The sequence below is a fragment of the Haloglomus halophilum genome (assembly GCF_024298885.1).
Taxonomy (GTDB): Archaea; Halobacteriota; Halobacteria; order Halobacteriales; family Haloarculaceae; genus Haloglomus; species Haloglomus halophilum.
In genome coordinates, this window is sequence record NZ_CP101167.1 from 1 (window position 1) to 15,592 (window position 15,592).

Below are 15,592 nucleotides of genomic sequence, written 5' to 3' on the forward strand. Positions count from 1 at the left end.
CAGGAACACCAGACCCGCATCACAAGATTATTGAATCAATGAATCAGTGAAATCCCGACATTGTGAATCATTGAATCTGTGAGTCAATGATTCAAAGACAGTGCTCGAAAAAGAGATGATCATAACTCTCAGCCCCTCAAACACCGATATCCGACAGAATCGCATTGAAAGAGATACAACTGAGTGTCTGACATGGATTTATGAGTCATTGATTCAATGATCGAACTATGACCGAGTCACCTCGTGGATGGGGCGTCACACCATCGACTGGCATCTCCACGATCGCCTTCGGTAACCAGAAAGGCGGGACTGGAAAGACAACGGCAACGATCAACAGTGCCGCGGCGCTGGCCACTCGCGACCACGATGTTCTTGCAATCGATATGGACCCACAAGCCGACATGACGAAAGGGCTTGGTCTGGGTCCGGGCGACGACAACGATCCATCAAGCCCGAAGAACGAACTCCCCAACACGCTAGTCACCGATGACGAGAACCTGCTCGACGTACTCGTCGACAATCCGCGCACGCACGATACTAGTCTTTCAGAGATCGTGATCGAAGCCGACGAGTACGACCATCTGAACTTCGACTTGATTCCCAGTCACAAGGACATGGGCCTTGCTCGAGATTGGATGGACGATGCGAATGCCCGTCTCTCGCTGAAGCTCGCCCTCGAAGAGATGGTTGACGACGGATACAACTACGATTTCATCTTAATCGACTGCCCCCCTGACCTCTCAGTCCTGACGGACGCGGCGTTCATCGCGGCTCAGAACGTCTTCCTGGCTGCACAGACCCAAGCAACATCACGGGATGCACTTGACGACTTGTGGGACCAGCTGGAGTCCATCGAGGACAACCAGCAGATCGAGATCGCAATCGTCGGACTCCTGGCGAACATGTACCGGGACGACGGGCAGTCACAAAAGTTCCTCAGCTCCTTCGACGAGTCCTTCGCGTCGATGGCACCGATTTTCAAACTCCCGATGCGAGTGGCGGTTCAGCGCGCGTGGGACAACGGACGAGACATTTTCGAATGGGAAGACCCGAACGACCAACAAGTAGAGCGAGACCTCTTCCTGGAGGTTGCGGAGACGATGGAACGAGCGTTTGACAAAACGCAGGTGGAGGCGTAAGAATGCCCCGGGGAATGGACGAGCGGTTCGAGGATCCCTCAGACGAGGTGGATGAGGAGGACGCGGTCGCAGACGAGGAGACCACAGAGACGTCGGAGGAATCGGAAGAACAGGGTCGTGAAACTGCGGCAGCAACCGAGGATCGATCAGATCAGCAGAGAACCGCATCCACGACCGATACTGATTCGTCGACCAGTGAGGCAGGAGAGACAGATGACGAACCACTGAACATCCGCGAAGATTGGGATTCAGCCACGATATACGTTGAACCGGAGCAAAGCGAGGACATCGAGATCACGTTCACTCGCCTGAAAAAGCAGCTCAAACGCGAGGACATCACGCTGGAGAAAAACAAGCACTTCTACCGCGGTGTTTTCGAGGTAGCGTTTGGCGAGCACCAGGAGGAAACGAAGGAGAAGATTCGCGAACTCGCCAAGGAAGACGCCGATCAGTGAATCACTGATTCACAGAAACTGGAATGTTATGAGGATGGCCCCGGCTTCGAACGAGGATCTCAGAATCGACCTTCTCCTGTTCTTTTGAATGCCAAAATGAATCGTCATTCACTATACGATCGGGTCGTTGGTGGGAAGGTCCACAGTTTCGGAGGATACGTTATTTTCTTCCAGATTTTGGCTTGTCCTCCGTGACTGTCGCGGTAGCTGGGTCATTCCAGCATCGGACGCCTCCGGAATCTGCCACTCTTACAAAATTTCGTGGGAATCTGGTGGTTTCGGAGAGCGTCGCCACTCTTGCGCAAGCACTCCCGACGGGATCAAAGGCCCTCAGTCAGGCGGAATCAACGCTGACGCGATCAGTTCCACACACTCACCCGCGGTCAAGACGGGTGCGTAGTCCACCTCGCCGTCGACGCCCGCTTTCAGCAGGAAGTCGGTAAGCCTCCAGATGTTGTAGAGCACCACCGCGAACACGAAGTAGAACAAGCGGACGCGGTAGTCCTTCGAGGACGTCTTCGTCAAAAATCACCCTTGATGGACTTGTACTCGTTCTCGATCTGCCAGCGGCGACTATACCGCCGACAGAACGTCTCGGCCTCGTCGGGGCCAACTCGGAGATTCGTCGCGAACACGGTCGTCCCCTCGCCACTCGTCAATGGGACGTACAGGAACCGCATCGAATGTGATCCCACGTCAACATAGACGGAGGCCGGCTCAACAGCCACCTCCTGGTCGTCCTCGTCCATCCGCTCGATCACCTCGCGTTCGGAGCTGGTGATCCCTATGACGTCTCGGGGGGTCAGTTGATGCAAAACCATTAGCGATGTCCCATCATAGCCCTCGGTACTGGACTATGTACGAGGACATTCTCTTCCCGTACGATGGGAGCGACGGTGCATCAGCCATCCTTGAGCACGCCGCTGACATCGCAGACTGGGTAGACGCCACGGTTCACGTCCTCTTCGTCGCAGACACGACGCGCGACTCCGTGACTGTCGTTGAGGGACGAACCGTCGACGCACTCGCACAACAAGGCGAAACCACGGTCGAGGAAGCGGCGGATGCACTAACAGCCCGAGGTGTTGACTACGACACGGACGTCGTCCAGGGGAACCCAGCACCGACGATTGCCGAGTACGCAGAGCGATACGACTATGACCTGATCGTAATGCCAACGCACGGTCGCGAGGGACTCTCTCGCTACATCATCGGCAGTGTCACCGAGAAAGTCATCCGTCTGTCTTCGATCCCGGTCCTGACGGCACGGATGCAACCCGACGAACGACTGGCGTTTCCGTATGAGAATATCCTCATTCCAACGGACGGAAGCACTGGGGCGGTACATGCCGCTGAACACGGGCTCTCGCTCGCGGCGGCGGTTGATGCGACCGTTCACGCACTGTCGGTCGTGGACGATGCCTCACTCGGGTTAGACGTCCGCTCAGCAGCCTCTGAATCGGACGGTGAACAGGCCGCGACCGACGCTGTCGATGACCTGGTATCGGAAGCAGACTCGTATGGTGTCCGGAACACCGTCACGCACATCGAACACGGGGATCCTGCGGAGGAAATCCTCGAATGCATCGACTCGAATGACATTGACGCCGTCGTGATGGGGACCACTGGGCGACGTGGGACGGATCGAATCCTCCTCGGCAGCGTCGCGGAGAAGACAGCGCGGTCTGCACCGGTACCTGTCATTACGGTCGCTAGGGAATCGTAACCCACGGCCTTCAGTTGTATAGTCGTCACCGGGCATCGTCTCAGCGATCGTGATTTTTTGCGTCGCCAAAGCCACAGCTGAGCAATTGTATAGTATGCCCTGTTCGTTGGGGGTCACTCGATGGAAGGCTCCAGCTCGTTCTCACCCCGTCGGCTACCGATGAACCATATTCTCCCACCTGGTGTAGCCGTCAGTCGCTCACGTCTCCCAGTCGTGACGATTCGCGTAAAGATCCGTCTTAGATGATGGTGATAACTCCGCCAAAGAAGCCGATCGTGACGACAAGTCGGCCAAGACTACCGACGAACGTCGCGATTGCGAACTTCACATAATCTTCTTCGAGGATCGAAAACGCGTAGATCGACAGCGTATCCGGGAAGAAGGGTACACACAGCGCGAGCGCTAAGCCACCGTATCCGTACTGCCGAGCGAGCGTCATCGTCCGCCGTTCCGACCACTCGAGAATGTCGAACCGAGAGCGACGTAACCACCGAACGACGGGCCCCGCGTGTTTCACCTCCTGACCGAGGTGAAACGCAACGAGACTACCAACGGCCTTTCCCGTCGCGCTTACGCCCATGATGACACCCAACCGAGTCCAGAGGGGTAGCCCGAGATCGAGTGGTGCCGCAAGCACAACCTCGCTTGGGCCGGGAAGCGCGAATGCAATCAAAAACGAATAGACGAAAATAATCCCCAATCCCGGCCAGCCCGTCGCGCTATCAATGGCGGCGTGGCCGTACTCCAGCAGTACGGTTGTAACCTCACTCAATGAGATGTAGAGTGGGCGCGGATTCGCGGAAAATCGGTTCACAACGGTGAGTGACGGATACATCTGGTTACTCACCGGTCGAACGCTCGACGGACAGTTTTTCTCGGGATTCGGTTCCGCCACGCGATTGGGTGTCCACCTCTCCCGTTTGAATCCGAACTTGCGTTATGCGGGTCTGGTCAACTGATTCGACCCGTAGTCGAACCTCATCACAGTCGAACGTTTCTCCCTGCTCGACTAACCTGCCCGCCCGATTAAACAGGAGTCCCGCGATCGTCTCGAACTCTTCCCCATCCGGCAGTTCTAGTTCGAGCGTCTCGTTGACCTCGCCAATGTCGACGTCTCCACGCACGAGCGCCGTCGTGTCGTCGAGTTCCGTAATCGGGGCTTGTTCCCGGCCTTCGAGGATTTCACCGACAATCTCCTCCGTGAGGTCTTCGACCGTCACGAGTCCCTCCGTCGTCCCGAACTCGTCGATGACCACCGCCATCTGCGTTCGCGACGTCTGCATCTCTTCGAGCAGTTCGTCGACGGACTTACTCTCAGGCATATGCTGGGGCGGGTCCAGTAGTTCGAGGTCGCCAACGAGCGTCTCTCCGGGAGTGCCACGCTGCTGTGCCCGGGTCAGTTCGTGTATGTCTGCAGTTCCGACGATGTTGTCGAGCGTTTCTGCGTAGACAGGGAGTCGCCTGTGCCCGCTTTCGAGACACTTGGTGATCGCATCGTGGAGCGTCTCCGTCTTCTCGATTCCAGTGATGTCCAACCGTGGAGTCATGACCTCCTTGGCAATCGTGTTTCGGAAGCGGAAGATACGCTGAAACATCTCTCGTTCATCTTCGTCGATGACGCCCTCGCGCTCGCCCGTCCGAATCATCTCCTGGATCTCATCGCGAGTCACGTACGAGTCCTCGATTGCCGCTCGTCCGCCCGTCACGCGATTGACGAGCCGTGTGAGGTAATCGAACACGATGACGAGTGGGAACAAGATGTACTCGGCGAGTTTGAGCGGGCGTGCGATCCGGAGCGCCCACGATTCGGTGTTCTCGACAGCGTAGGATTTCGGGGCGCTTTCGCCAAAAAGCAGGACGATTGCCGTAATCCCGAACGTTGAGATGAGCACCGCAGGCCCCGGGTCGAAGTAGAAGCCGACGATGGCGGTCGATATCGAGGACATCGCGATGTTGACCAGATTGTTGCCCACGAGAATTGTCACAAGTAGTCGGTGGGGGTTCGACTTCAGATCGGCAACCGTGATGGCACCAGGGCTGCCTTTTTCGACCAGTGCATCAATGCGGTGCTTGGCAAGCGAGAACAACGCAATTTCCGAGGACGAAAAGAACGCAGAGAGGACGAGGAGCACGAAGAGAACCACACTTCCAATGAGCGTGATCGACATCTCGGAGTAGAGATTTCTGGAAGTGGCCTGGAGAGCATAGAATCCAATATCGAAGTGGGCTGTGTCGAGTGACGCTACCATATACCTACGTTGCTCATTGTTTAACAAGCTGGTATAGCCCTTCTGATGGATCAAACGTGAGAGGGTGCCATTAGTTTCAATCACCGAATTTCGCCGAGATTCCTGTGCTTATATACCACCTGATCCAGTAGCGTGGGGTAATGACCCCGCTTGAGCTGACGCTCCGCCTAGTTGCTGGCGTTCTCCTCATACTGACCAACGGCTTTTTCGTAGCGATCGAGTTCGCGTTGACACGAGCGCGTCAATTTAGTGAAGCGGAATTCGTCGACGGAAATCCGACTCTCGAACGGGCCTGGGAGATGACGAATAATCTGGAGATCTATCTGACCACGTGCCAGGTTGGTATTACGGCCTCCAGTATCGCAGTCGGGATCGTAGCCGAGCCGGCTCTCGCCGCGCTCTTCGAACCGTACTTTGCCAATACCGCACTGGCGTCCATCGGTGCAGGTGCGATCATCGCCTTTGCGATCATCAATCTCCTGCATCTCACCCACGGCGAGCAGACACCGACGTATCTCGGCGTTGAACGCTCCCGGATGGTGTGTCGGTACGGGGCCACACCTCTGTACTGGTTCAATTGGCTTATCTCTCCGCTCATTACATTCGGCGACTGGATCGCCAAGGCCACGCTCAAGCTGTTCGGCGTCGAGATGACCGGTGCGTGGCTCGAAACCGAAGAAGAGGTCCTCGAATCACGAGCCCAGCTCCGCAATCGCCTGCACTCGCTTCTCGAAGAGGGCGAACTTCCGGAGGAGCGCCGCGACGAAGTCCTTGGCGCACTCGACATCGACGAACTCTCGATCAGCGAGATTATGGTTCCAGCAGACGACATTATCTCCCTCTCAACCACCCGCTCAGTCGACGAGAACTTTGATTGCATCCGAAACACGCCACACACCCGATTTCCACTAGTTGGTGAGGAGCTGACCGACTTCCACGGAATCGTGTACGCACCGTCGATCATCGACCACTATGAGGATCTCGTAGACAGCGACATCTCCTTCAAAGAGATCGCGGCCCCTCCAATGACACTCGCGGCGGAAACGAACGTCAGCGATGCATTCGATCAGTTCCAGGCCGAGGACCAGGAACTCGCGCTCGTCCTCGAAGATGGTGACGTCGTGGGACTCCTCACCGCAACCGACGCTCTGGAAACGGTAATGGGCGAACTCGAAGACCCGCTCGACCAGCAGGTGTCGACCTGAACTGATATAACGGAGATGTGAAGGTCGTTAGAACCTCCTTGCCGTACCTACTCGATCTCGAGACTCCCAGAGTTGCCCTCGCCGCCCTTACTGTTCTCGTCCCATTCAAGTTCGAACTCGATGCTCAATTCTCCAGGGCCATCAGTCGGTCCTTCGCGTTCGGCTTTCACTTCGAATGTCGGCCGTGCTGGAGGATCCATCGTGACGGACTCTGCCCCCGATTTCAGGGTGATCGGACCTCCCTGTTCGAGCTTTTCGGCGACGCTCCGGAGGTACGACGCGATTTCGTCCCGGCTCTGGGCGCTTTCGGATTTGAACAGCACTTCTTCGGGCATACACCACGCTCTACATTTCCTGCTCGGATAAGTGGCCCTCTCATCTAGCAAAGGGAATCCGCCGCCCTAAGCCAGATGTGACACGTCTTCTAGCTCCTCGAAGTCGTCAAACTCGCCACACTCGACCGGCTCCCAGTCCTCTCTGGGTGCTGGACTCCACCAGTCGACCTCGTAGGCACCCGGTGCGCCGAGGAACTTCACTGACGTAGCAATAGATGATCTAATCGTTATGTAGTAACCGGGTTTATAAGACTGACTTCGTAACCAACCCGTATGAGACATTTCGGGCTCAAGATCCGGATGGCATTCGTCGGTGCTATCCTCGCAGCGTTCTATCTCGTCGCTGTTGCTGTCGCGATGGTGGTGTTCGGCCAGGGAATCCTCCCGATCGCCATCGTCGGCAGTCTCCTCCTCATCGGCATCCAGTACAAAATCGGGAAGTGGGCTGCCTTACGAAGCGTCGGTGCCGAGGACCTCTCCGAGACCCAGTACTCGCAGATTCACCAGTTCGTCGAGCAGGTCTGCCGCGACAAGAATATGAAGAAACCGTCGCTGAAGATCGCCAGCATGGGCGTACCGAACGCGTTTGCGGTTGGCCGTCGCGGCAACGGTACCGTCGTCATCTCTCGGGAACTCATCCAGCTGCTCGACCGCGACGAACTAGAGGGCGTCATCGCCCACGAAATCGCCCACATCGACAACCGCGACGTCATCACGATGCAACTCGGACAGGGCATCGCCTCGATCGTGGCGATCGTCGCGCAGTTCGCTGTCCTGTTCACGGGCGACAACGACCTCGCAGACTTCTTCCTCGCCATCGTCGTCGGCAACATCGTCCAGTTCGTTGTGATGATCTTCGTGCTCGCCATCTCTCGGTACCGCGAGTACGTCGCCGACGCCGACGCGAGACGTGCCATCGGCTCCGGCGACCCGCTCGCCCGTGCCCTTGAGAAAATCGATCAGGGTAACCAGCAAGCCCGCGAGTCAGCCCGGAATGCCCAGCGAAGTCGTGGCCGCGCCCGCGGTGACCGGCGCCGCGACGCGAACATCGACCAGCAGGTGAGCGCACTCTGTATCTCCAGTCCCGACCGTGGCTTCCTCCAGCGGATCGTCTCGACGCACCCGCCAATGGAGAAGCGCATCGAACGGCTTCGCTCGTAGATGCCCGGGATACGCGAACTCCTTGCGGTCGTCCTCGGCGCCGCGCTCGGCGTCGCGTTCCTCGCCGCGCCGCGAACCATGCTCCGGATGTCCGTGTTCGTCGGCCCGACCCGTCGACGCCGCGGGGACTACGGCACTGACGAAGCGATTTCTGCCCGGTGGACGTGGGTCGCCCGTGGGCTTGGTGTCGTCTCTCTCGCAATAGCTGCGTTCATCACCTACCAGACGTACGCCTAACCGTCGAACTGCTGGGCGATGTTGGGTCGGTTGTTCTTGGCGGCATACAGTGCATCTTCGTTTCTAAAGCTCTGTTGGGAGTGGAACATCCAGAGTGTCCGTGGACAGAGCCCGCGCTGATGTCCGAGGAGGAGCCATCTCTCCTCTATAAAGAACACGGCTAATCTCTTGTTTTTCGCCTTCTGAAGGCGACCTCCATATCTAAAGCCAACAGAGCTCACAGTCAATCAAAATGGCGACTACTGAAGAACAGACGAATTCCCTCCCAGTAGACGAGCAGTTGACCAAAGTGCTTGTCCACTGTGGTGGTGTTGGTGGTGGTACGGCTCTACTCATCTATACGCAGTCATGGTACGCGGAGAGCCTCCAGGAGAGTCTCCCTTTCTTACTGCTCGGATTGCTCTTCTGGCTAATCACTATTGGTGCGTTCTCTTGGACAATGTGGGAATTTATCATTCCAACATTCGTGGCTTCAGATCGCTAAGGAGAGAACTCGCCCAACTAACTGCAACGGACTCGGACGTGGAAACATGGAACCAAAGATGAACACACGTGTTCGCGCTGTGGAACAGCCTTTCCGATCACAACACGACACACAGAGATTGTTCGGCGAGATCTCGTCGATACGCCCCAGCCGCCGTGTCTCGAACGGCTCTGTGCAGACCCCTGGGAAGTATATATCGAGGAGTTTCTGGGCAGGGATTTCGATGGTGGACGCAATGAGTCCGAACTCACTCAATCAAAGTGAGTTGTGTCCTTCCGCCCTGATTCACACAGCTATCGATCGAGTGGGAGGGCGACGAAATTAGCGCCGACGCCAGGCGATGTATCCACCCACCGCAGCAATACCGACCACAATCGCAGCTATCGACTGATAGACTGTGGACGCGGGACTCCGCCGCGAGTTCCACTCCTCCATCCAGTCCTCTTCGAGTGATTCGGCCCGGTCTTGGACGTCGTCGAACTCGAAGTCGTCGAGGCCGAGTGCTGCGGTTTGGTTTGCAGCGACAGCCGACTCGTTATGGACCCTCCAGAAGTGTTGTGCCGTCTCATTTCCGCGTTCGGGAACTGACGACACGTTCATCGCGATGGTCTCGCTCGTGCTGGCCACCTCGCCGAGCGGCTCGGCAATACTGCTGTATCCGAGATGATCCGAGAGATCGTCTTTCGCGTCGAGCGTCGCTGCGTACTGATCATAGAGCCGTTGGGGGTCGACGTCAGTTCCGTTCTCCCGCTGTTCGAGCAGTTCGATGAGAGCTGTCGCATTCGACCGGTACGCGGTCGAAGCGTTCTCGAAAGAGCGAAGTTCCGGGTGCAGTTCGCGTGCGGTTTCGTTGAATTCGGGGATCTGGGGTGCTGCCTCGACTGACGCGTTATAGACCGTCGTCCCGTTTTCACGGACCGCTTTCATCCGCTCCATGTACACGAGCGTCTCGTTGATTGCAGTGGCCGTCGATGAGACGTTGGTTGCTGCCGTGCTGGTGTTCTGTGACGTCGTGCGGAGTTGATTGATGTCTTCCGCTCCGAGGTCTTGAACGGCCCGTCGTTGTGCGAGTGCTGTAAGAACCGCTTCAGCAGTTGATTCCGAGGTGACACGCTCACCATTCGTATAGATGTCAATGCCACTGGCCCAGGAGAAGACGTTCTTGTGTTCGTAGACGCTGTACTGTTGTCCGTCAACGGTGATGTCCGCAATATGGGTCGTGTCTTGGTCCAGCAGTACCGGCTGGGGATCTGACGCTCCCTGCGCAAGGGCGCCCATTGGCGTTGCGCCCACCAAGAACATTATGACCACGAGGCTAGTAACAAGTTTTCTTCCGTTCATCGTCCACGTGTGACCTTACGTTGTGCTGATAAGGAAGGAGATGGAGCGTTACAAATGACGAAACTGTAGGAAGTCTCCGAGAAGCTGGTCGCTATGTGGTACCTAGCTTTCGGGGAATGAAACTATGAACGAGGAATTATGACTCATCTCTGCTTTCGATCCGGTAGCAGGGCCAATTCACTCCAAGAAATCGATGTGGATATTTTGCCGTCTCACGTTATGACTCTTATCTCTACCAAACGCGATGACTGCTGGGGGTGGCTGGATTAATTATATGCCTGGCCGATTCACAACGTGGCGAGGAGATGCAGCGAGTGGTCTCGTTGTTCTTGCTCCGCTTCTCGTCATAGCGTATGTTGTCATATGGATATACAGTGTGCTTGCTAGTTTCCCGGTATTGAATGCTGTGCAGCCACCAATCGTTCGCGTCGCAATCGTTCTCGCCGGGTTCGCTGGGCTCGTCTTGGTCACCGGCTCATTAATGCGGACGACGACTGGAACAATCGTTGAAGCCACACTGGATACGCTCGTGAATCGTATCCCTGGATTGCGAATCGTCTATAACGCCTCGAAAATGGGAATCGAGACGGTTGTTGACGGCACTGACCACCTACGCACGCCAGTGCGAGTTGAAACGTGGCCCGGGATGTATATGACTGGATTCAAGACTGGAAATCGTGCGTCGGATGGACGTGATGTAGTGTTCATTCCGACGGCACCGAACATCACAACAGGGTTTGTCGTTGAACTTGAGACGGAGGACGTAACAGAACTCGATGAATCCGTTGAGGATGCCCTCATCCGCATTATTAGTTGCGGGTTTGGAGAAGCCCCACAACCGGATGCTCTAAATGAAGAAGACCGACCACCGAACTCACCGTCACCTACGACAACTGATTAATCCAACGGATTATGATCAACCAAGTCCGGAATATAGCGTCCAACAGGCTTTCGTCGTAAACAGTCAGTACCGAGATAGGGCATAGAAAATAACGACAAGTCCTGCAGTAATAACCAGGCTATCAAGCGTTTGAAGCGCAAGCGATTCACGGGCACCAAGATTGTAGTCTTGCCGAACACCGAGTTGATAGATGATGTCGAGGAGGCCACCGAGAGTGATGAGTGCGAAACCTCCTGCTGCGAGGCGGAGGCTGTGTTGTTGAATGCGAAGATAGGCTCGATAGCTGAGCACGGTCAAGCTTCCTCCGGCGATGAACAGGAGTGAATTGGCTACGAGGAAACTCCAGAACTCCGGCGGCTCAGCCATGATTATCCACCACTGAGATCAGACGACGAACTATCACGGTGACGAGAGTCTGCGTTCGTATCGTTTGAGACCTCTGTCGCTCCCTTTTCGAGGTCGTTCCAGAAATCCGTGAACTTGTCAGAGTAGTCTTTCTTGAGCTGGATATCGATATCGAACTGTCCTTCGTCAACCTGGAACCGTGCCTCCTTGAGACTCGTTCTGAATCGTTTGTAGTGATGGCCCTCATCGTCGAGTTCCATCTGTTCGTCCAGCATATCGTATTCCTGGAGCGCGTGAATCCGTCGATAAATCGTTGGCTCCGAGATCCCACAGTGTTCGGCGAGTTCGGTGGCTGACAGGGGTTTGAGGCTGGCTAACGCAAGAATTTGCCGAGCAACCTCGCTCCCGAGGACGTCGAACACGTTCTCTGGCTCCCATTCTTTGCTCACAGTCCATGCCACCTCTGCGTTGCTTCCCCGCGTATGTACGATTGAGGGATTGGCTTCACGGTCCGAAGACGTCCCGCAACCGTTCGTATTCAGTTTTTGCTACGGTTGTCGTATCAATCTTTCCTAATAGTGTCGGGTTCCGTAGTGGAAAGGGGCAGGGGTGGGGAAGGGAGCTACAGACGAGGGGTGGGCACGACGAATCGAAGGGTACCTCTAATCTGTTTTCAACCGGCTTTTGAGGTATCGTGATCTCCGTTCACCGTGGGTTTCCGGATATCATAGATACCCAATCAGAGATTTGAGTTCGTTCCTTGTTAATGGGACTCTGGGATTCGCTATCCGAAACCGTGCTTAACGGAGATACCATTGGCGAACGATTGCACGAATAGTGCCCGTGCAGGATGTCATATTGAAGCTTTCACTTCTAGACGAAATGCTGACTGAACTCGTTCGTTCTGTTCGCCAATGGATGTCCGCAATCACGGTCTCGGATGAAACCAAAATCGCCCTTGTTGCGATCGGTGTACTGCTCGTCTTCGGGTATTTCTTCGTACTCCCCCGTCTACGACGTCGCCGCCATTCCCATCCTGCTATCGCGGTCAAAGCACGGAAGGTGCAACAGGATACCTCAAAAGCAGATGACTGGGTTGTTGTCTGCCAAAACTGTGGCGCACGGAATCCCGTCGGATATCGATACTGCCACAATTGTATCAACCGGTTACCTTCGACGGTTCGGAGATCCTGGGACGATGATCGAATGTCTGACCAGTGAATCGCCGCGGGGGTCACGTCCCGGGGCATTCGCTCCGACCAGATGTACACCGCTTCACTACCCGAAACCGGGAAACTGGCTTTACAAACTGTTACCGGGTAGGTAGGGTGGTCCCATATGAAACTCGGCGTCGTCGGTCTCGGCCAAGCGGGTGGGAAAATCGTTGATGCCCTCCTTGAGTACGATCAGCGAACGAACAGCCACATCGTCCATGATGCACTCGCGGTCAACACAGCAACGGCTGATCTCAACGCACTCGAGCACGTTCCAGCGGACGCACGGGTACTCATCGGGCAGTCACAGGTCGGCGGGCAGGGTGTCGGTGGCGATAATGAGCTTGGTGCCACAATCACCACCGAAGATATCACCGAGATCCAGCACGTCATCGACACGATTCCTGTCCATGAAATCGATGCGTTTCTCCTCGTCGCTGCCCTCGGTGGAGGGACGGGAAGTGGTGCCCTTCCCGTCGTCGGCCGGCACCTCAAGCAGCTGTATACTGAGCCGGTTTATGGGCTCGGCATTCTCCCGAGCACCAATGAAGGCGGGCTCTATTCACTCAATGCCGCTCGCTCCTCACAGACTGCTGTCCGGGAACTGGACAACCTCCTTGTCTTCGATAACGACGCCCATCGACAGGCAAACGAGTCACTGACGGGCGGATACACAGCGATCAATCGAGAGCTCGCGACTCGCCTTGGCGTCCTCTTCGGAGTGGGTGACATTGACATGGGAACCGCGAATCCAGAAAGTGTCGTCGATGCAAGCGAAATCATAAACACTCTCAAGGGCGGTGGTGTCTCCACACTCGGATATGCCTCCCAGCCACTCGACGAGGAGAACGGTGCTGAGTCGGCAGGCCTCCTCTCCCGATTTACGAGTGGGTCTTCCCCGGATTCAGCTGGGGGAACGAATCGGATAACAAGTCTCGTTCGCCGTGCAACCCTTGGCCGTCTCACCCTCCCAGTCGAACCCGCCAACGTCTCGATCGACCGCGGCCTCGTTATCGTCGCCGGTCCCAGTGACAGTCTCACCCGTAAAGGAATCGAACGTGGGCGAACATGGGTAGAAGAGCAAACCGGGTGTCTTTCGATACGTGGCGGTGATTACCCACTTCCAGAGTCGAACACGGTCGCAGTCGTTGTTCTGTTTTCTGGTATATCAGGTGCTGATCGACTTCGAGAATTGCGATCAGTCGGAAGTGAAGCACAGACCACGAATTCGGAGAGGGCTGGGTCCTCGGATCGCCATCTCGAATCGATTCTTGGAGATGATGCGGACGAACTCGACTCGCTTTTTTAATACGACATTCTCCCCCAATTTCGGAATGCGCGTCCTCCTCCTTGAGGGCGTTCATGAGTACGCATCTCCGAAAAAATAATCAGCTATTGCTTTACTCGACTCGAAGAGTCCATCAATATGGAAGTAACGTGCTTCACCTGAAGGTTGACCAGTTAGAGGAGCGTTGGGATATACTCCACAAGCGATTCCAAGAGACGATTGACCGAAAATCGAACACCCGTGTTTCAGCTGTTTTCTGTACCTCACTCGAGTAATGGTCCCCGTCGTGTTCGAATCTCGTCGCCGGGCTACTCCCCGGAACCATCAAAACGTAGCCGCGGTCAGCCTTCGCGATGCCGTCATCCTAATCGTTTCCTCAACAGTCACGTCCCGAGCCTTGTCCTCCTCAACGAGTGTCTCGGGAGGATCGTTTTCTTGAGACGACAACGACCTACTGAACAGAAAGCAAGAACTGGGCAGAGCCTCCGGAACGTCCCAGAAGTTCGGGGCAGAGCAGGATATCCGCTGACACCGAGAAAGCTAAACACAGAATACTCAGGACCTTGCCGTCCATCCCGGACAAGATATCGAGTACGTGATCGTCGACGACGAGAAATCCTCGCGGGACCGCGTTGTCCTCGCTCACAAAGAGATCGACACCTCGATGCATCTCCTTACGATACGCAGCTGGTCCGAGCTGTCGAGAGTATACTGTCTCGCTTTGACTGGAACTAGAACGACATCCGGCGTGAGCTCAGTGGAACACATGTAGTCGGTATCACGGACTGAACCTGACGAACCCCCTCCCCCCTTTTTCGAGTTGTAAGTCGCGGGGAACAGGCTATCCAAGACGTAGTGTAGCGAGAGTTGAGGTAACTAAAGTTGGTGTAGAGGTGGTAAGACGCGATAATACGCGGGATGAGAACCACAAGCGAGATGGAGTCGTTATCTACATCCCGAGACATCAATCGTCTAGCTCAGCTAGACGATATATTCTATTCGTCTCTAGTACGGTTATGGTAAGATAGGGTGTGACATAAACTTTCGCATATCTAGTTGTGAGTTGGAAGATTAGACACTCAACCTATCTATCGTGCATATTCGCCACTATCGGCTGCTTTGCAGTCCCTCTTGCTGTTCACCCCCTCCCCGAGGCTACGAGTTTACAACTCGAAAAAGGGGGGAGGGGGTGAAACATTTGAGATCACCAAAGCGGCTTCACCAGCAATCATATCCGAAACCTGGTATTCCTCTCACTCGTGAACGGATTCTACGAGCGTCGTTCGTTCGCAATCATTCTGGCGCTTACTACTCGAAAACGGGGAGTGTGAGAAAGACCGTATCACCCTGAGCATCATTCACAAAATCCGGATTATGTGGATTTTGCTCCGAGACCCACCTCGACTCACTTCTCCTTACAACATGAGGGTGGGAGCATCGAACCAGGTGTGTTACCGCCCCCAACATCTTACAACTCGAAAATGGGGGGTCCGGGTCATCGAGGAAGTTCGA

Annotated in this window: 16 protein-coding genes and 2 pseudogenes; 9 read left to right on the top strand and 9 right to left on the bottom strand. The window is 55.6% G+C overall.

Going from position 1 to position 15,592, the window contains the following annotated elements:
- Nucleotides 1-227: 227 nt before the first annotated feature.
- Together NL114_RS20385 and NL114_RS20390 are read left to right on the top strand one after the other, a co-directional pair.
- On the top strand, nucleotides 228-1,139 hold the full coding sequence (locus NL114_RS20385) for a ParA family protein (RefSeq protein WP_165896079.1): 912 nt from the start codon (nucleotides 228-230) through the stop codon (nucleotides 1,137-1,139).
- Between the two features lie 14 nt (nucleotides 1,140-1,153).
- Entirely contained in the window at nucleotides 1,154-1,594 is a 441-nt protein-coding gene (locus tag NL114_RS20390; protein ID WP_193569536.1) for a DUF8160 family protein, read from the top strand.
- 330 nt (nucleotides 1,595-1,924) lie between these two features.
- On the opposite strand, the pseudogene NL114_RS20395 reads toward NL114_RS20390, so the two are convergent.
- Nucleotides 1,925-2,376, bottom strand: a pseudogene (locus tag NL114_RS20395) (transposase); the annotation flags it as partial.
- Between the two features lie 74 nt (nucleotides 2,377-2,450).
- Between NL114_RS20395 and NL114_RS20400 the strand changes: the two are divergent.
- Nucleotides 2,451-3,320, top strand: coding sequence for a universal stress protein (locus tag NL114_RS20400; RefSeq protein ID WP_049987553.1), 870 nt, complete (start codon nucleotides 2,451-2,453; stop codon nucleotides 3,318-3,320).
- Between the two features lie 238 nt (nucleotides 3,321-3,558).
- Here NL114_RS20400 and NL114_RS20405 read toward each other — a convergent pair whose 3' ends face one another.
- Together NL114_RS20405 and NL114_RS20410 are read right to left on the bottom strand one after the other, a co-directional pair.
- Nucleotides 3,559-4,155 carry a YqaA family protein gene (locus tag NL114_RS20405; RefSeq protein ID WP_081927538.1) on the bottom strand — a complete coding sequence of 199 codons (597 nt, stop codon included), beginning with the start codon at nucleotides 4,153-4,155 and terminating at the stop codon, nucleotides 3,559-3,561.
- 4 nt (nucleotides 4,156-4,159) lie between these two features.
- The gene (locus NL114_RS20410) at nucleotides 4,160-5,488 is read right to left on the bottom strand and encodes a hemolysin family protein (RefSeq protein WP_231554321.1); all 1,329 of its coding nucleotides are present in this window, start codon (nucleotides 5,486-5,488) and stop codon (nucleotides 4,160-4,162) included.
- Nucleotides 5,489-5,709: 221 nt separating this feature from the next.
- On the opposite strand from NL114_RS20410, the gene NL114_RS20415 reads away from it, so the two are divergent.
- Nucleotides 5,710-6,774: a CNNM domain-containing protein gene (locus tag NL114_RS20415; protein ID WP_049987555.1), complete on the top strand. Its 1,065-nt coding sequence runs from the start codon at nucleotides 5,710-5,712 to the stop codon at nucleotides 6,772-6,774.
- Nucleotides 6,775-6,821: 47 nt separating this feature from the next.
- Here NL114_RS20415 and NL114_RS20420 read toward each other — a convergent pair whose 3' ends face one another.
- Nucleotides 6,822-7,109 carry an amphi-Trp domain-containing protein gene (locus tag NL114_RS20420; protein WP_049987556.1) on the bottom strand — a complete coding sequence of 96 codons (288 nt, stop codon included), beginning with the start codon at nucleotides 7,107-7,109 and terminating at the stop codon, nucleotides 6,822-6,824.
- A gap of 66 nt (nucleotides 7,110-7,175) precedes the next feature.
- Nucleotides 7,176-7,310: pseudogene (locus tag NL114_RS21705) on the bottom strand (DUF7567 family protein); the annotation flags it as partial.
- Between the two features lie 99 nt (nucleotides 7,311-7,409).
- Between NL114_RS21705 and NL114_RS20425 the strand changes: the two are divergent.
- Together NL114_RS20425 and NL114_RS20430 are read left to right on the top strand one after the other, a co-directional pair.
- Nucleotides 7,410-8,270: a M48 family metallopeptidase gene (locus NL114_RS20425; RefSeq protein WP_165896137.1), complete on the top strand. Its 861-nt coding sequence runs from the start codon at nucleotides 7,410-7,412 to the stop codon at nucleotides 8,268-8,270.
- Nucleotides 8,271-8,507, top strand: coding sequence for a DUF6199 family natural product biosynthesis protein (locus NL114_RS20430; protein ID WP_049987701.1), 237 nt, complete (start codon nucleotides 8,271-8,273; stop codon nucleotides 8,505-8,507). It begins immediately after the preceding gene.
- 805 nt (nucleotides 8,508-9,312) lie between these two features.
- On the opposite strand, the gene NL114_RS20435 is transcribed toward NL114_RS20430, so the two are convergent.
- Nucleotides 9,313-10,332 carry a hypothetical protein gene (locus tag NL114_RS20435; protein WP_248898244.1) on the bottom strand — a complete coding sequence of 340 codons (1,020 nt, stop codon included), beginning with the start codon at nucleotides 10,330-10,332 and terminating at the stop codon, nucleotides 9,313-9,315.
- A gap of 274 nt (nucleotides 10,333-10,606) precedes the next feature.
- Here NL114_RS20435 and NL114_RS20440 point away from each other — a divergent pair, with 274 nt between their 5' ends.
- Nucleotides 10,607-11,233, top strand: a complete 627-nt coding sequence (locus NL114_RS20440; RefSeq protein WP_248898243.1) for a DUF502 domain-containing protein — start codon at nucleotides 10,607-10,609, stop codon at nucleotides 11,231-11,233.
- 63 nt (nucleotides 11,234-11,296) lie between these two features.
- On the opposite strand, the gene NL114_RS20445 is transcribed toward NL114_RS20440, so the two are convergent.
- On the bottom strand, nucleotides 11,297-11,599 hold the full coding sequence (locus NL114_RS20445; RefSeq protein WP_165896083.1) for a DUF7521 family protein: 303 nt from the start codon (nucleotides 11,597-11,599) through the stop codon (nucleotides 11,297-11,299).
- Nucleotides 11,600-11,601: 2 nt separating this feature from the next.
- Nucleotides 11,602-12,000, bottom strand: a complete 399-nt coding sequence (locus NL114_RS20450; protein WP_254824810.1) for an ArsR/SmtB family transcription factor — start codon at nucleotides 11,998-12,000, stop codon at nucleotides 11,602-11,604.
- 496 nt (nucleotides 12,001-12,496) lie between these two features.
- On the opposite strand from NL114_RS20450, the gene NL114_RS21825 reads away from it, so the two are divergent.
- Together NL114_RS21825 and NL114_RS20455 are read left to right on the top strand one after the other, a co-directional pair.
- Nucleotides 12,497-12,799, top strand: a complete 303-nt coding sequence (locus tag NL114_RS21825; RefSeq protein ID WP_423751866.1) for a DUF7577 domain-containing protein — start codon at nucleotides 12,497-12,499, stop codon at nucleotides 12,797-12,799.
- 117 nt (nucleotides 12,800-12,916) lie between these two features.
- Nucleotides 12,917-14,101, top strand: coding sequence for a tubulin/FtsZ family protein (locus NL114_RS20455; protein ID WP_254824811.1), 1,185 nt, complete (start codon nucleotides 12,917-12,919; stop codon nucleotides 14,099-14,101).
- A 430-nt stretch (nucleotides 14,102-14,531) separates the two neighbouring features.
- Here the strand turns inward: NL114_RS20455 and NL114_RS21830 are convergent, their stop codons facing one another.
- Nucleotides 14,532-14,726, bottom strand: a complete 195-nt coding sequence (locus NL114_RS21830; protein ID WP_156105783.1) for a hypothetical protein — start codon at nucleotides 14,724-14,726, stop codon at nucleotides 14,532-14,534.
- Nucleotides 14,727-15,592 lie beyond the last annotated feature (866 nt).

Excerpts from the sequence above, each read along its gene's own strand:
- NL114_RS20435 (WP_248898244.1), bottom strand. The coding sequence starts at position 10,332 with ATGAACGGAAGAAAACTTGTTACTAGCCTCGTGGTCATAATGTTCTTG.
- NL114_RS20405 (WP_081927538.1), bottom strand. The coding sequence starts at position 4,155 with ATGTATCCGTCACTCACCGTTGTGAACCGATTTTCCGCGAATCCGCGC.
- NL114_RS20410 (WP_231554321.1), bottom strand. The coding sequence starts at position 5,488 with ATGTCGATCACGCTCATTGGAAGTGTGGTTCTCTTCGTGCTCCTCGTC.
- NL114_RS20415 (WP_049987555.1), top strand. The coding sequence starts at position 5,710 with ATGACCCCGCTTGAGCTGACGCTCCGCCTAGTTGCTGGCGTTCTCCTC.
- NL114_RS20420 (WP_049987556.1), bottom strand. The coding sequence starts at position 7,109 with ATGCCCGAAGAAGTGCTGTTCAAATCCGAAAGCGCCCAGAGCCGGGAC.
- NL114_RS21825 (WP_423751866.1), top strand. The coding sequence starts at position 12,497 with ATGTCCGCAATCACGGTCTCGGATGAAACCAAAATCGCCCTTGTTGCG.
- NL114_RS20430 (WP_049987701.1), top strand. The coding sequence starts at position 8,271 with ATGCCCGGGATACGCGAACTCCTTGCGGTCGTCCTCGGCGCCGCGCTC.
- NL114_RS20400 (WP_049987553.1), top strand. The coding sequence starts at position 2,451 with ATGTACGAGGACATTCTCTTCCCGTACGATGGGAGCGACGGTGCATCA.
- NL114_RS20440 (WP_248898243.1), top strand. The coding sequence starts at position 10,607 with ATGCCTGGCCGATTCACAACGTGGCGAGGAGATGCAGCGAGTGGTCTC.
- NL114_RS20455 (WP_254824811.1), top strand. The coding sequence starts at position 12,917 with ATGAAACTCGGCGTCGTCGGTCTCGGCCAAGCGGGTGGGAAAATCGTT.
- NL114_RS20425 (WP_165896137.1), top strand. The coding sequence starts at position 7,410 with ATGGCATTCGTCGGTGCTATCCTCGCAGCGTTCTATCTCGTCGCTGTT.
- NL114_RS20390 (WP_193569536.1), top strand. The coding sequence starts at position 1,154 with ATGGACGAGCGGTTCGAGGATCCCTCAGACGAGGTGGATGAGGAGGAC.
- NL114_RS20445 (WP_165896083.1), bottom strand. The coding sequence starts at position 11,599 with ATGGCTGAGCCGCCGGAGTTCTGGAGTTTCCTCGTAGCCAATTCACTC.
- NL114_RS20385 (WP_165896079.1), top strand. The coding sequence starts at position 228 with ATGACCGAGTCACCTCGTGGATGGGGCGTCACACCATCGACTGGCATC.